At 68.2% G+C, this 13944-nt stretch carries 12 protein-coding genes and 1 pseudogene; 6 read left to right on the forward strand and 7 right to left on the reverse strand.

All coding sequences use genetic code 11. The features are described 5' to 3' along the window. Nucleotides 1–20: 20 nt before the first annotated feature. Nucleotides 21–353 (reverse strand): WhiB family transcriptional regulator, encoded by a 333-nt coding sequence (locus tag U9980_RS00380; RefSeq protein ID WP_322747196.1) that lies wholly within the window; start codon nt 351–353, stop codon nt 21–23. Nucleotides 354–506: 153 nt separating this feature from the next. Between U9980_RS00380 and U9980_RS00385 the strand changes: the two genes are divergently transcribed. Next, nucleotides 507–1631, forward strand: a complete 1125-nt coding sequence (locus tag U9980_RS00385) for a MerR family transcriptional regulator (protein WP_322747197.1) — start codon at nt 507–509, stop codon at nt 1629–1631. 19 nt (nt 1632–1650) lie between these two features. Here the strand turns inward: U9980_RS00385 and U9980_RS00390 are convergent, their stop codons facing one another. After that, complete coding sequence (locus tag U9980_RS00390) at nt 1651–2061, reverse strand: DUF5319 domain-containing protein (protein ID WP_322747239.1); 411 nt, start codon at nt 2059–2061, stop codon at nt 1651–1653. A gap of 343 nt (nt 2062–2404) precedes the next feature. Between U9980_RS00390 and guaB the strand changes: the two genes are divergently transcribed. The 3 genes from guaB (at nt 2405) to U9980_RS00405 (ending at nt 6619) form a co-directional block, all read left to right on the forward strand. Further along, nucleotides 2405–3955, forward strand: a complete 1551-nt coding sequence (gene guaB / locus U9980_RS00395; protein ID WP_322766192.1) for an IMP dehydrogenase — start codon at nt 2405–2407, stop codon at nt 3953–3955. Between the two features lie 83 nt (nt 3956–4038). Next, a complete protein-coding gene (locus U9980_RS00400; protein ID WP_322766193.1) occupies nt 4039–5157 on the forward strand; it encodes a GuaB3 family IMP dehydrogenase-related protein in 1119 nt (372 codons plus the stop codon). Between the two features lie 175 nt (nt 5158–5332). Beyond that, nucleotides 5333–6619: a hypothetical protein gene (locus tag U9980_RS00405; protein ID WP_322766194.1), complete on the forward strand. Its 1287-nt coding sequence runs from the start codon at nt 5333–5335 to the stop codon at nt 6617–6619. Nucleotides 6620–8070: 1451 nt separating this feature from the next. On the opposite strand, the gene U9980_RS00410 is transcribed toward U9980_RS00405, so the two are convergent. Then, nucleotides 8071–8766 carry a hypothetical protein gene (locus U9980_RS00410; protein WP_322766195.1) on the reverse strand — a complete coding sequence of 232 codons (696 nt, stop codon included), beginning with the start codon at nt 8764–8766 and terminating at the stop codon, nt 8071–8073. Between the two features lie 45 nt (nt 8767–8811). Between U9980_RS00410 and U9980_RS00415 the strand changes: the two genes are divergently transcribed. Beyond that, complete coding sequence (locus U9980_RS00415) at nt 8812–9303, forward strand: hypothetical protein (RefSeq protein ID WP_322766196.1); 492 nt, start codon at nt 8812–8814, stop codon at nt 9301–9303. Nucleotides 9304–9465: 162 nt separating this feature from the next. After that, nucleotides 9466–10866, forward strand: coding sequence for an ABC transporter substrate-binding protein (locus U9980_RS00420; protein WP_322747202.1), 1401 nt, complete (start codon nt 9466–9468; stop codon nt 10864–10866). A 199-nt stretch (nt 10867–11065) separates the two neighbouring features. Here the strand turns inward: U9980_RS00420 and U9980_RS00425 are convergent, their stop codons facing one another. The 4 genes and pseudogenes from U9980_RS00425 to U9980_RS00440 form a co-directional block, all read right to left on the reverse strand. Continuing rightward, a complete protein-coding gene (locus U9980_RS00425; RefSeq protein ID WP_322766197.1) occupies nt 11066–11662 on the reverse strand; it encodes a GTP-binding protein in 597 nt (198 codons plus the stop codon). Further along, complete coding sequence (locus U9980_RS00430) at nt 11643–12002, reverse strand: DUF742 domain-containing protein (RefSeq protein ID WP_322766198.1); 360 nt, start codon at nt 12000–12002, stop codon at nt 11643–11645. The genes U9980_RS00425 and U9980_RS00430 overlap by 20 nt, the downstream gene beginning before the upstream one ends. A gap of 25 nt (nt 12003–12027) precedes the next feature. Then, entirely contained in the window at nt 12028–12450 is a 423-nt protein-coding gene (locus tag U9980_RS00435; RefSeq protein WP_255720431.1) for a roadblock/LC7 domain-containing protein, read from the reverse strand. After that, nucleotides 12447–13944 (reverse strand): annotated as a pseudogene (locus U9980_RS00440) (hypothetical protein); the annotation flags it as partial. The gene U9980_RS00435 and the pseudogene U9980_RS00440, both read right to left, overlap by 4 nt.

Below are 13944 nucleotides of genomic sequence, written 5' to 3' on the forward strand. Positions count from 1 at the left end.
GGCCGGTTCAGCAGGCCGGTTCAGCAGGCCGGAGCCAGACCGGGGCGTGACGGGCTGTGCCGAGCCGCGCCGCGACGCGTTCGGCCGGTCAGGATGCCTTCTCGTTCGGACTCGCTCAGCCCACCCCAAACCCCGTAAGGCTCGCGGGCGTGCAGCGCATGCTCGGCGCATGCCTGGATCACGGGACACCTTGCGCAGACGGCCTTTGCGGCGGCCTCGCGGGCCGCGCGGGCCGGGCCTCGCTCACCTTCCGGGTGGAAGAAGAGCTCCGTGCTCTCTCCACGGCACGCACCGTGAAGTTGCCATTCCCACTTCTCGGCACCGGGGCCTGGAAGTCGTCGGACATCGGTCATCGGTCTGAGCCCCCCTCTCAACCATGGGCGGCAGGCGCCGCAGCTACACCGTAGTGCCGCGCCATATGTTGTTCAACACTGAGAATCACTCGGCGCGTGGTCGGTCGGAGCCGGTTAGTCGCCAAGTTGTGGGTACGGTCGCCGAGAGCCACCATGAGCGCTGTGACCCCCTCCCCGGAGCCGGCGGAGCGCAACCCGCGGTACACAGTCGCGGCGGTTGCCCGGCGGCTGGGCGTCGCGCCCGCGACCCTTCGAACATGGAACCGTCGGTACGGGCTCGGTCCGGCCGACCATGTGTCCGGTACCCGCCGCAGGTACGGCCCACACGACCTGGCCCGTCTGGAGTTCATGTGTCGACTCACACGGGATGGGATCGCGCCCGCCGAAGCGGCCCGGATCGCCAGAACCACACTGGTCGACGACCTACCGGAACCGCGTTGGCTGGCCCCGGTTCGAGCGATCACTGATGATCATACGCACGGTGTCGGACCCGAACCCTTCGAGGGCGGATCTGACCGCGGAGACGCGGACCTGCCGGCTACCACCGGGGAGCGCCTCGGGGCCGCGATCCCGGTGGATGACGATCGTGGCGGTCCCGATGAGCCGGCGGTTGCCGACCCTGCCGGTTCACGGGGTTCAGGCGGCCGGGTGCTGCCGCTGGCGGATGCCGGTATCGCTGCCCGGGGACTCGCCCGCGCGGCCATGGCGCTCGACTCGTCGGCGGTCACCCGCATCATGGCCCACGCCGTGGAAACGGACGGCGTCGTCGCAGCCTGGCAGGAGCTCGTCTGCCCGGTGCTGGTCGCCGTGGGTAGGCGCTGGGAACAGCGCGGCGACGCCGTGGACGTTGAACATCTGCTCAGCGACTGTGTCGCGGCGGTGTTCCGCCGGGTCGCGGATCGCGCGCTCGACACCTACACCCGACCGGTGCTGCTTGCGTGTACCCCGGCCGAACAGCACAGCCTCGCGCTGAGCGCGCTGGCTGCAGGTCTGGCCGAGCGGGGTGCCACCGCCCGCATCCTTGGTGCGGCGGTGCCGGTGGCCGCGTTGCGGACTGCGGTCGCCCGTACCGGGCCGGTAGCGGTCTTCCTGTGGTCGCAGCGTCGGACGTCCGCGGATGCGCAGGCGTTGAGCGGTTTACCGGTAACCCGGCCGTCGACCTTGATCATCGTCGGCGGCTCGGGCTGGCGCCGAGCGACCCTTCCGGCGCGAGTCCGTCACGCGGGATCCCTGCCCGAAGCCCTCGACCTGCTCACCGGGAGTCCGCTCGAGCGTTAGAGCGACGCCGCTCGCCGGATCAGCCCGCTTCCGACGCCTCGCTTGTCTCGTAGACGCCGTCGGCATAGCCGCGTGCGTAGTCCCAGCTGACATAGGACGACGGGTCCGGGGCGTACGCGGGCTCGTGGACCCTGGTGCGGCCTTCGTCAAGAAGGTGGCGAAGGTTGCCCATGAGCAGATCCCAATCGAAGAAATGGGGTTCCGCGCATCCCTCGCAGTCAACGACGAGGCCGCGGTAGCCGCGGGGCTCCAGCAAGGTCCGGAAGACGTCGAGGTCTCCGAGTTCGGCGAGTATCTCCTCACGCTCGTGCGGCGATAGGGGCTCCAGCAGCTCGGTGTCCTCAATCGGGTCGAGGTGCGCGAGCTCCGCTGTCGGATCCTCGGGGTCGCCCGCGAAGGGGTCGAGAGGCTCGTCGCTCACGCCGACCACGCTACGCCGGACACGGCCTGCTAGTGGCACCGATGGGCGACTCCAGACGTCGGCCGGTGTTCGGATCGCGCCTTTCGACCTGTTCGGAAGACTTGCCTGCGCACGCCTCGTGACCCGTGGTGCTGGATTGTTGCGCAGCGCGACATATCCGGCACCAGATCGGTTGTTTCAACGGATTTTGCCGTTCGGGCGATCATGGTTTTTTGTCGCACGCCCGGCGGCCGTGATGGGTCCTGCTGGCCAAAGGGTGTGCGATCATGGTTTTTTGTCGCACGCCCGGCGGCCGTGATGGGTCCTAGGATGTGAGTTTGGAGCCCGTGCCGAGGTGTGAACGGAAGATGCCATGAACAGTCCCATTCTCTCCCCGGCCGGGTCCGAGCCGGGGCCGATGCAGTCGGCGAAGCTGGCCATGCTGGGACTGACCTTCGACGACGTGCTGCTGCTGCCGGCGGAATCGGACATCATGCCGGCGGATGCCGACACGTCCACCCGGTTGTCGCGGCACATCCGGTTGGCCGTTCCGTTGTTGTCCTCGGCGATGGACACCGTCACCGAGGCACGGATGGCGATCGCGATGGCGCGGCAGGGTGGCGTCGGCGTCCTGCATCGCAACCTTTCCATCGACGACCAGGCGCAGCAGGTCGACATGGTCAAGCGGTCCGAGTCGGGGATGATCACAACACCTATCACCTGCGGCCCGGATGCCACCATCGAGGATGCCAACGAGCTCATGGCCCGCTACCGCATTTCCGGGGTTCCGGTGACCGAATCGGATGGTCAGTTGGTGGGCATCGTCACGAATCGTGATATTCGTTTTGAACGGGACTATTCCCGGCTGGTGCGTGCCGTGATGACCCCGATGCCGCTGGTCACGGCGCCGGTCGGGGCGTCGGTGGACGACGCGCTGGTGCTGTTGCGCCGGCACAAGATTGAGAAACTGCCCCTGGTGGACGGTCAGGGGCGTCTGCGCGGACTGATCACGGTCAAGGATTTCACCAAGCGTGAGCAGTATCCGCAGGCAACCAAGGATTCGGATGGACGCCTCGTCGTCGGTGCCGCCATCGGGGTGGGCGAGGACGCGTACAAGCGTGCGCAGGAGCTTGTCGCGGCCGCGGTCGACTTCCTGGTGGTGGACACCGCGCATGGCCACTCCCGGGCCGTGCTGGACATGGTGCGGCGCATCAAGAGCGATCTGCCGACCAGATTGGACGGCAGCCCACTTGATGTGGTCGCCGGAAATGTCGCGACCGCGGACGGCGCACGTGCGTTGGTGGACGCCGGCGCCGACGCCATCAAGGTGGGGGTGGGGCCGGGCTCGATCTGCACGACCCGGGTGGTGGCCGGGGTCGGGGTCCCGCAGGTCACCGCGATCTATGAGTGCGCGCAGGCCGTGCGCGAGGCTGCCGTCCCGGTGATCGGTGACGGCGGGATGCAGTACTCCGGCGACATCGCCAAGGCGATCGCCGTCGGCGCGGACACGGTGATGCTCGGTAGTCTTCTGGCCGGGGTTGACGAGAGCCCGGGTGAGCTGATCTTCATCAACGGTAAGCAGTACAAGGCCTATCGCGGGATGGGGTCCCTGGGTGCGATGCGCAGCCGGGGCACGACCCGGTCCTATTCGAAGGACCGCTACTTCCAGGACGACGTTCTCTCCGATGACAAGCTTGTTCCGCAGGGCGTCGAGGGACAGGTCCCCTACCGGGGGCCGTTGGCCGCGGTTGCCCACCAGCTGGTCGGAGGGCTACGCGCGGCTATGGGATACACCGGTGCCGCCACGATCGGCGCCCTTCAGCGGGATGCCCGGCTGGTGCGTATCACCTCGGCCGGACTCAAGGAGAGCCACCCGCATGACATTCAGATGACTGTCGAGGCACCGAACTACAACGCGCGGTGATCAGCATGTGCGGCCACCCGGCGTCCGATGGCCCCGGCTGCGGTGGCAGGCTGCCGGCGGCAGGTTCCCGGTGAGAGGACACAGTGGCTGAGGTCGAGATCGGTATCGGTAAGAGCGGGCGGGTGGCCTTCGGACTCGACGCCCTGGGTATCGTGCCGTCGCGGCGGACCCGTGACCCCGCGGACGTCTCGCTGGCATGGGAGATCGACGCCTATCGCTTCGACCTGCCGGTCGTCACCGCTCCGGCGGACGCGGTGACCTCGCCCGCGAGCGCGGTGACCGTTGGCGGTCTTGGCGGTCTCGGCGTTGTCCACGTCGAGGGTGTGTGGAGCAGGCACGAGGAGCCCGATTCGCTTCTGGCGGAGATTTCCGCGCTCGACGCTGATGCGGCGACCCGGCGGCTGCGCGAACTCTATGCGGCGCCGATCCGGCCGGAGCTGGTCGTCAAGCGGCTGGCCGAGATCCGCGAATCGGGCGTCGTCACCGCTGCCGCGCTGCGTCCCCAACGGGTCGCGGCACTGTACCCGTTCCTCCTCGAGGCCGGCATTGACCTTCTCGTCATCCACGCGCCGGCAGTGTCTGCCGAGCACCAGTCGCGGGCGGGCGAGCCGTTGAACCTCAAGCGGTTCATCGGCGAACTTGACGTGCCGGTTCTGGTGGGAGGATGCGCGTCCTTCTCGACGGCCCTGCATCTGATGCGGACCGGTGCCGCCGGCGTGATCGTAGGTGTCGGGCCAGGTGGCGCGGACACGACCCGTGCGGTGCTCGGTGTCGGGGTCCCGATGGCAACGGCGATCGCCGACGCGGCCGGAGCACGGATGCGCTACCTTGACGAGTCCGGTGGTCGTTACGTCCATGTGATCGCCCACGGTGGGATGCGGACGGGCGGCGACATGGCCAAGGCCATCGCCTGCGGTGCTGACGCCGTGATGCTTGACACGCCACTGGCCGCCGCGGCCGAGGCGCCCGGTCGCGGCGGTTACTGGTCCATGGATGTCCTTCACTCACGGTTGCCACGTGGCGTCTGGGAGCGTGTGCCGGTCATCGGAACGCTTCGCGAGATCCTGTTGGGTCCGGCTGCGGTGAACCCCGGCACGCTGAATCTGGCCGGTGCGCTGCGGACAGCCATGGCGACCACCGGGTACGCGACGGTGAAGGAGCTGCAGAAGGCAGAGGTGTTGGTCGCCTCGACGCTCTGCTAGCTTCCGGGTGCAATCGGTGTTCAGTCGGCGTCAGCGTCCCAGCGCCCCAGCGGCCGGATCGTCCCGTGTCGGACCGTTGGAGTGGCATTGCGGGTCCGGTTCGGATGCCGGGGTGACCCCGCAATCTGGCGGCATGGCACCCTGAAGGCGTCTGTTTCGGTCCGAAGGATGACACATGCGCATCGACGAGCACGGTCGCTGGGTCAGCGATGACGGCGCCTACGTCTGGGATGAGGCCGCCCAGACGTGGCAGCCGTCGGCGCCGCATCCCACCGGATCGGCAGGATTCACGGCTGCCGTCGATGCTGCCAGCCCTGCCACAGACGGCATCGCGGTCGAGTCCACCGGCGGCTTTTCCGTGGTTTCCCTCCATCACGATCCGGCGACGCCTCGGGACCCGACGGCTTCGTCGGTGGCCGACGATCTTCCCATGGCGGGCACGGCCTGGCCGCAGTCCGTCCAAGTCGGTCGGTGGGATGCCGGCTCATGGCCGGGCGCCGACGTCGCGGCGGGGGGCCAGGCCGATGCCGGCGGCCGGGCACCGCTCGGCGGAGACGGGCAGATCGGCACCGATCTGAGCGTCGCCGGCGTGCCCGACAGCGACACGGGATCCTGGGATATCGCCCGGACGCCGGACCCGGTTGTCGGCGCATGGCTTGCAGGGGGCACGGGCGGCGTCGACATCCTGAGCAACTCCGATGCTCGCGCCGGGGCTGACATGCCCACCGACCTGGGGCCGGGCGGCCAGCAACCGGGCGGCCAGCAACCGGGCGGCCAGCAACCGGGCGGCCAGCAACCGGGCGGCCAGCAACCGGGCGGCCAGCAACCGGGCGGCCAGGAGATGGCATGGAGTCCGGTCCGGTTCGGCCTGGATGATCAGGTGGCGGCGGCCCCCGGATGGGAGCCTGCAGAACGCGATCGCGACGAACACCCCGCTGCTGACGGTGTTGGGGATGTCGGCCCCCGAAGCCGCATCCCGCCTGCCGGCGCGCGTGCTCAGGGGCGTCGGCGACGTTCGTCGGCGCGGGCCCGACCAACCCGGTTCAACCCGCCGAGCGGCGAGGCCGACGGGAACGCCGGCAGGTTACCGCCGGGTGTGACATCGCTGCCGCGTCCCGCACTCTTCACTGGAGCGGCGGTTCTGGCGCTTCTGCTCGGGCTGGGTGGGTGGCTCGTTTTTGGGCGGGATGGCACGAACACCGCGATCAAGGTACCTGTCAAGGTTACAGCGAGCCCCTCGGTGGGATCGCCCCGGCGGTACTCCGAGCCGGTGCGTGCGGCCTATCTGGATGAGTGCGTCCAGGTCAGCGGGGGACTGCGGACATACTGCACGTGCACGTTGGAGAAGCTGGAAGCCACCTACCCGGAGGATCGGTATCTCGCCTTCAACAACAATGTTAATTCCGCCGACTCGACCAGGGTCGTTCGTGAGATCGCAGACCAGTGTGCGAGTGCCGGATGATGAAGGCTGGTGTATGCTGAGTCCATCCGTTTTTTCGCGTTTCATGGGCAAATACGCCCTTAACCTGGGGGGCAGGACATGCCCACCGACGACTTCGGGCGCTGGTTGAGCGACGATGGCGCGTGGGTTTGGGACGGTGTTGCCAAGACGTGGCGTCCGCGGACGACGGCCGGTGATCCCGGCGATACGGGTGGGTCCGTGACCGGGCCACCCGAGCGAACTGAGGCCCCAGCGCGGCGTACGGACGACTTTTTCGCGGTGGAGCGGGTCGGCGAGGCTGACGACCGGTCCTACCAGCAGCCTGATGGGGCGTCAGCCTGGGAGCTCACCGGTCCGACGGACCGACAATCGGCCCGGGAGCACGGCGGGCGGTCCGACTCGGATTCGTTCATGCGACCGGCCCAGGCTCTGGCACCGGTCGACCCGTTCGATGTCTCCTCCACCCATGATCGACCAGCGTTCGCCACGTACCCAGCCGTTGAGGACTCGCCGACTCCAGATAATCACATTCCGTGGACGGGTGGCTCGCGGACCCCGGTCGATCCCGGGCGAGGCGCGCCCAGCGGGCACCGGAATGGGCGCTGGGACCTGTCGGTGGGTAACGTTGACAACGGGCGATCCGCGCGCGGCGACGATCCTTCCTCGCAGTCCTCGCCTGCGGGTCCGAGCGCTGACTGGGAGCCCGATACAGGTCAGCGTCAGCCTGGAACCCCCCGCGGCTTCGGGCCCGGCCGTTCCGATGGTGTCGGCGTCGCCGATGCCGGTCGTAACCGGCTGCCGGCCGACAGCCGGCCGACGCCCTTCCCCGTCGGTGGTCAGGGCGCGTTCAGTCCACCGGCACACCGGTCGCCGGAAAGCACCACCGGCGTGCTCGCCGATCGGCTGGCCGGCGACCCGACGACCGGGTCGCAGACGCCCCGAGGGTTCGGGGGCCCCGCTGGCTTTCCTGCGGGGCGTGGATCCGGTGGGTACGGGGCTGGCGGCTCCGGAGGTCCGCCGACAGGCGGGGCCGTTGGTGGCGTGAACGGTTCCGCCGGTGATCATCAGGCGAACGGCTACGGCGGCTCGAACGGCTACGGCGGCTCGAACGGCCATAGCGCGTCGAACGGCTATAGCGGCTCGACCGATTATGGCGCGTCGAACAGTCAGAGCCCTTCGCAGGGCACGAACGGTTATGGGCTTGCCAGCCGCCATGCTTCGGGCTACCCGGGATCCACCCACGGTGGTTCCGATGGCCGCGATGCCCCCGCGGGGGTGGGTCCGGCCGCCGACACCGGCGGTGCGAATCGGGTCGAAAGCCGGGTAGTAGGATACTCCGGCTATCCGCCCACCCGGCAGGTTCCCCGTCGTACCGGCCCGGACGAGCGCGTCTACGCCCCGCCGGGCGGGCCCTCGCCGGCCGCCGGCGGACGGCGGGATGCCGGCGGCCGTGCCGCGATCCTCCCGCCGGCTCACTGGAGTCCTGCCGCACCGGGCGTTGATCCGCTTACGCCGTCGCGGACAGCGCTGGGCCCGGCGCCCACGCCTGCCGCGACCGCTCCGCCGTTGACCGCTCCGCCGTTGACCGCGCCGCCGTTGACCGCGCCGCCGCGGGCTCTGCCCTCGTCAGCGTCCCACGCGATTGGAACACCTGAGCTGGACCGGGACGGTCCTTCCGGGTGGGCTCCGGGCGAGGCGGGCTTCGCCAGCGTGCCGCACCCTTCGCCCGGTGTTTCCGCATGGGACGACGACCTGCTGTCCCACGTTGCGCCGCCGGCCGCGCTTTCGTCCCGACCGTCGGCGGAGGCGGCGATGACCGAGGCCCTAAGGGTGGAGCCAGCGCCGGAAAGTGACGAGGACGACGGGGGTTGGAAACCATCCACCACGGTCCGCAAGAAGGCGGATCGTGGCGGCGCGGCGCCACCTCGAGTATCCCCCGGACGGGCGTCGTCGACCGGCGCGACCTCAGGCATGGCACGAACGGGGGTGAAGGAGGGCCGCCGGGCGTCGAGCGGTCGGGCGGCGGTCGGCACGAAGCGCGGCGCCAGCCGTCTTAACCACCGGCCCGGCGCGACCGGGCGGCCGGCTTCGATGCTGATCAGATTGACGACGTCGATTATGATCTTGATGCGGATTTCGAGGCCGACGGTGACGAGGAGAACGATCACGGCGACTATCCGTCGGGGTTCTTCGCGCGCTATCGACACGGCTGGGTGGGCCCGCTGATCGTCGCGGTCGTGGTGTCACTCATCGCGATCGGCGCCTACGTCATGTTGATCGGCGGGAATGGTCATTCAGATACGGCGCCGACGTCGGGGACGGCCACCTCGCGGCCTGGGGGGTCGCTGACGCCGACGACGAGTAATCCGGATGCCGCGGCGGGCCAGGCGCTGATCGACGGCGCCTACCGCTGCTACCAGGCGGACAGCGCGGACCTCAAGCCGCTGACCGCGGTCGCCGACAAGCTTGTGGTTCCGATGGGGCGAGGGGTGTACATCTGGAACGCCCAGCAGGGTACCTACACGATCACCCGCAACAGCCTGAGTACCGACACCCAGATCTTTGCCGACGTTCAGTTCACCGGCGGTCCACTCAAGGACGTCAAGGCCCTGTTTTTCGATCGCGTGCGACAGGGCGACGCAGGCAAGGACGTGGGTGCCCTCACATTCGAGGACGGGACGAACCGGTGGTGCGCGATCAACTAGAGCCTGTCAAGGGGGCGCTCCTACCTGGCCGGGCCGTGCAACAGACCATCGGGTGACAATGCACGATGTATGGAACAAAAACACCCCTTTGGATCTCCCGTGGGTGGGTTGACCGGGACCCAGTGCCCAGGTTTCAACCCGGGTGCGGCAGGATCAGGTCCCATGCTCGGATCTGACCGTGTGACCGGCGCTGACCCGGTACGACCTGGCAGCCTTTCGGACTCTGGCGGCTACGCCACGACCCGCCCGCGTCGGGTGGCCGCGGCCCGGCCGGATGGTTGGGGCGGTGGTTCGCTCGACCGCCGGAAGTTGCTGGGTCTGGCTGGAATGACGGCTGCCGCACTACCGCTGGCCGCATGCGGCGGCGGCGGCGCATCGACTGCGCAGAGGTCCGTCCGCATCGGCTATGTGAGCCCGCAAACCGGGGCGCTGGCCGCGTTCGGTGTCGCAGACAGGTATGTCACCGATTCGATGCGCACCTTCTACCGGCGTGGACTGACCATCGGTACTCGGACCTACCCGGTCGACATTTTTTTCCGGGACAGCCAGTCTGACGAGACCAGGGCGGCTCAGGCGGCCAGTGACTTGATTTTCATCGACGGCGTGGACGTCGTCCTGGTCGGGTCGACGCTGGACACCGTCAACCCGGTTGCGGACCAGTGCGAAGCGAACGAGGTACCGTGCATCTCCACGGCGGCTCCGTGGCAGTCGTGGTTCTTCGGGCGCGGTGGTGACCCGGCAAAGCCGTTCAAGTGGACCTATCACTTCTTCTGGGGTCTGGAAGATGTGATCAAGGTGTACCTGGGGATGTGGGCGCAGGTCGGAACCAGTAAGAAGGTCGGCGCACTGTGGCCGGACGACCCTGACGGCAGGGCGTTCGCGGGAGCCTTTCCGCAAGCTATTTCCGCGCGTGGTTACTCGCTGGTCGCCCAACCCCCCATACCGGCCGGTACAACGGATTTCTCCGCCATCGTGGCCCAGTTCAAGACCAAGGGAGTGGAGATCCTCACCGGCGTGATGCCGGCGTCGGACTTTGCCTTGTTCTGGCGCGAGGCCGCGAAGCAGGACTTCAAACCGAAGATTATTACGGTGGCGAAGGCGTTGCTGTTCCCGGCGTCAGTCCTGGATCTCGGAACGAATGCGAACAACCTCGGCACCGAGGTCTGGTGGTCGCCCGCTCACCGTTTCCGCAGCTCGTTGACGGGAGCGACCCCCCAGGTACTCGCGGACGACTTCACCGCGAAGACCGGCAAACCGTGGCTGCAGACCCTTGGCTTCGTCCACGGGCTCTACGAGGTCGCCACCGAGGCGCTCGTTCAGGCCGGCTCCCTCGGTGATCGGGCGGGGCTTGCGGCCGCCATCGGGAAGCTGCACATGAACACGATCGTAGGGCCGATTGCCTTCGGCAGCTTGGTGAACATCCCCAAGAATGTCTCGAAGACACCTCTGGTCGGCGGTCAGTGGCGCCAGGAGCAGGACAAGGGTTACAAGCTTGTCATCGTCGGTGAAGACTCGAACAGTGACATGGTGTCGGGGTCGGACAGGGTGCAGCAGTACAGCTGACCGGGCGGGCGCCGTCCGGCCGTCGGTTTGGCTGACCGTCTGCCTGATTACCGCTCCGTGCCGTCCGGCCAGCCTTTCCCACGGCCATGCGGCACAGGGTCGGCACCTTTTTGACGGCACCCACCCGTGGCGTCCCCGGGTCGAAGGCGACTCGACCAGTATTGCCTCGTGTCGCCTTCGACCGGACGCGAACCCGGGTTCAGGCCCGCGCCACCGCTCGGGACATGGTGTGCTCGACCACCGAGATCAGGGCGCTTTTCGTCGAGTCACGGTTCCGCGCGTCGCAGGTGATGATCGGTACGGCCTGGTTGATCTGCAGGGCTTCCCTGACATCGTCCATGGAATGCCGCAGGATGCCGTCGAAGCAGTTCACGCCGACGACGAAAGGCAGCTGTCGCTGTTCGAAGTAGTCAACGGCGGCGAAACAGTCGGCGAGCCGCCGCGTGTCGGCCAGCACGATGGCGCCGATCGCGCCGCGGACGATGTCGTCCCACATGAACCAGAAACGGTACTGTCCCGGCGTACCGAACAGATACAGGATCAGGTCATCATCCAGGGAGACCCGTCCGAAGTCCATGGCGACCGTGGTGGTCGTCTTGTCGGCCAGATGGGTCAGGTCGTCGACGTGCGCCCCGGCTTCGGTCATCACAGCCTCGGTGCGCAGGGGCACAATCTCCGATACCGAACCCACGAAGGTCGTCTTGCCGGCACCGAAACCGCCGGCAACAACAATCTTGACTGATGTCGTGGCGACGGACGAGTTGACCCGTCGGCGGTCAGAGTTTTCGAAGGCCACTGAGAACCCTTTCGAGCAGCGCGAGATCTGGCGCCTCGTCGCGGTCCGGTTGCTGGTGTACCCGGACGTAACCTTCGTCCGCCATGTCGCCTACCAACACCCTTGCGACGCCGAGGGGAACCCGCAGGCCGGCGGCGATCTCTGCGATCGATCGCACGTGCCGGCACATGGCGGCAATTGTCTGTTGCTCTAGGGCAAGGTCAAGTGCCCGATCTTCACCGAGAGTCGTCGTGAAGACAAGTGCCTCGATGGCAAGTTCGTACCGTGAGCGCGTCCGACCACCGGTCATCGCATACGGGCGGACAACCGGTCCGGGGGCATTCTCGGGATCGATGCTCACCCTGACCCCCTGTGCTCCCGCCGGTTCACCGCGGAAGGATCCCCTGCAGCTCGGCCCTTAGCGCCGGCGTCAGAACGTCCATGGCCCGGGTTACCAGCAGTGCCATCTCATACCCCACAAGTCCGATGTCGCACGATGGTGCCGCAAGGACCGCCATGCTCGCTCCGTCGCTGATAGCCATGATGAACAGAAAGCCGTGCTCCATTTCGACGACCGTCTGCGTCACGTTGCCCGCTTCGAAGACGCGAGCGGCACCCTGGGTCAGGCTCACCAGACCCGAGGCGACGGCTGCCAACTGGTCCGCACGGTCGCGCGGGAATCCGTCCGATACGGCCAGGAGCAGACCATCCGCGGAGACCACCACTGTATGCGCGACACCGGGTACTCTCTCAACAAAGTTGTTGATCAACCAGTTGAGGTTCTGTGCGTCTGAGCTCATGGGCGTCACATGTCCTCCTGGGTGTCCCGACGATGGGTGGGGGCGGCGTCGTTGATGACGTCGCGCCCTTGCCGAACACCTTGGTAGAAGCTGGCAAGCCGGCCACCGACTGCTTCGGGAGACCGGATGGGTGCCTCCGGTGGGCGACGTCGTGGTCCGGGTTCGGCGCTGCCCGGTACGAGGTTGGTCATCGGGACCCGCAACGGCAGACCAGCGCGAGTCGTCCCGCCGGGAGTGGGTTGGCGGGTCGCCTCGGCAGCCTGCCAACCGGCGTCACCGGCGGAGGACCATGACATTGCGTCCGCGCCGGCGGAGGCCGTCGTGGCATTGCCGGTACTGACACCGGCACCGGCAGCCACCGGGCTCGACATCGGTCCTGGCGAGTAGGCCGGGGGACCAGCCCTACCGGCACCCGCGCGCGCCGGTAGGTCAGGGGCCGGTATGTCCTGGCCGCTGGCCGGTGCCGGAATGTGGCCCGGGGGCGGGAAGGACGACGCCGGAGCGGGACGTGTGCTGTCGCCGCCGGCAATCGTGGCACCGCGTCCGCCTGGACGGCCCGATGACTCCGGCGGGCGTGAGTCGCCACGCTGGATTGCGGGACCACGGTGGATCGTCGGCCCTGGCCGGCGCAGCGGGGACTGCGGCGCGGCACGCCGGGTCGGGAGCGGCGGTGCGGGGGAGCGTCGTTGGAACCAGGCCGAGACCGAGTCGAAGATCGGAGTTGTGTCGGCGTCGTCCGTCTCCCGCTCCGCCTCCTGCTCCCGTTCCTGTTCCTCTGACTCGTTCATCCAGACGTTGGACGGATCGTCCAACGGGTCGTGACTCCGGCCTGGGCCGAGATCGTCAGCCAGATCGCTGTTCACGGGCAGGGCACCGTGCGAGCGATCGGTGCCGTATGCATCGGATGCCGAGGCAGTCCGGTCGAAAACGGGCTCGGGACCCGTCGTCGGGGTGGCCCATGCAGTGTCCGGGACGGCGCGAGCCCCGAGCCCCGACGTCTCGAGGTCGGGACCCATGCCGATCGGTCCGGTGTTGAACGGCTCGACCTCGATCGGGCCGGTTCCGATCGGGCCGGTGTTGAACGGTCCACTGTTGAACGGTTCGGCGTTGAACGGTTCGGCGTTGAACGGTTGGAGCCCGATCGGGCCGGTACCGCCGGGGCCGGTGCTTGTTGGTCCGGTATCGGACGGGCTCGGCCATCGTGGCGCGCTCGGCCCGCGGGGGATCTCATAGTTGTTGCTGGCCGGTCCGGCCGCGAATGGGGAGTCGACGCCCGGCCGGTTGCCGGTGGTGACATCGGGCGGACCAGTACCGCCGAACCGGCCACCCGGCTCCAGTTCCGCAGGCCCGAAGCTGCCGGGCCTGGCGGCGAACCTGTCGCCTCCCTGCGGCCTGAACGCGCCGTCGGTCGGTGCGCCGTCGGTCCCGGTACGGCGTCCCCAGCTCTGGTCGCCGCGGGCTGTGTTCATGTTCGGCGTCGCCGAGGGCGGAACGGAGGTGAAT

This window comes from Protofrankia sp. Cr1 (assembly GCF_963555865.1).
Lineage (GTDB): Bacteria > Actinomycetota > Actinomycetes > Frankiales > Frankiaceae > Protofrankia.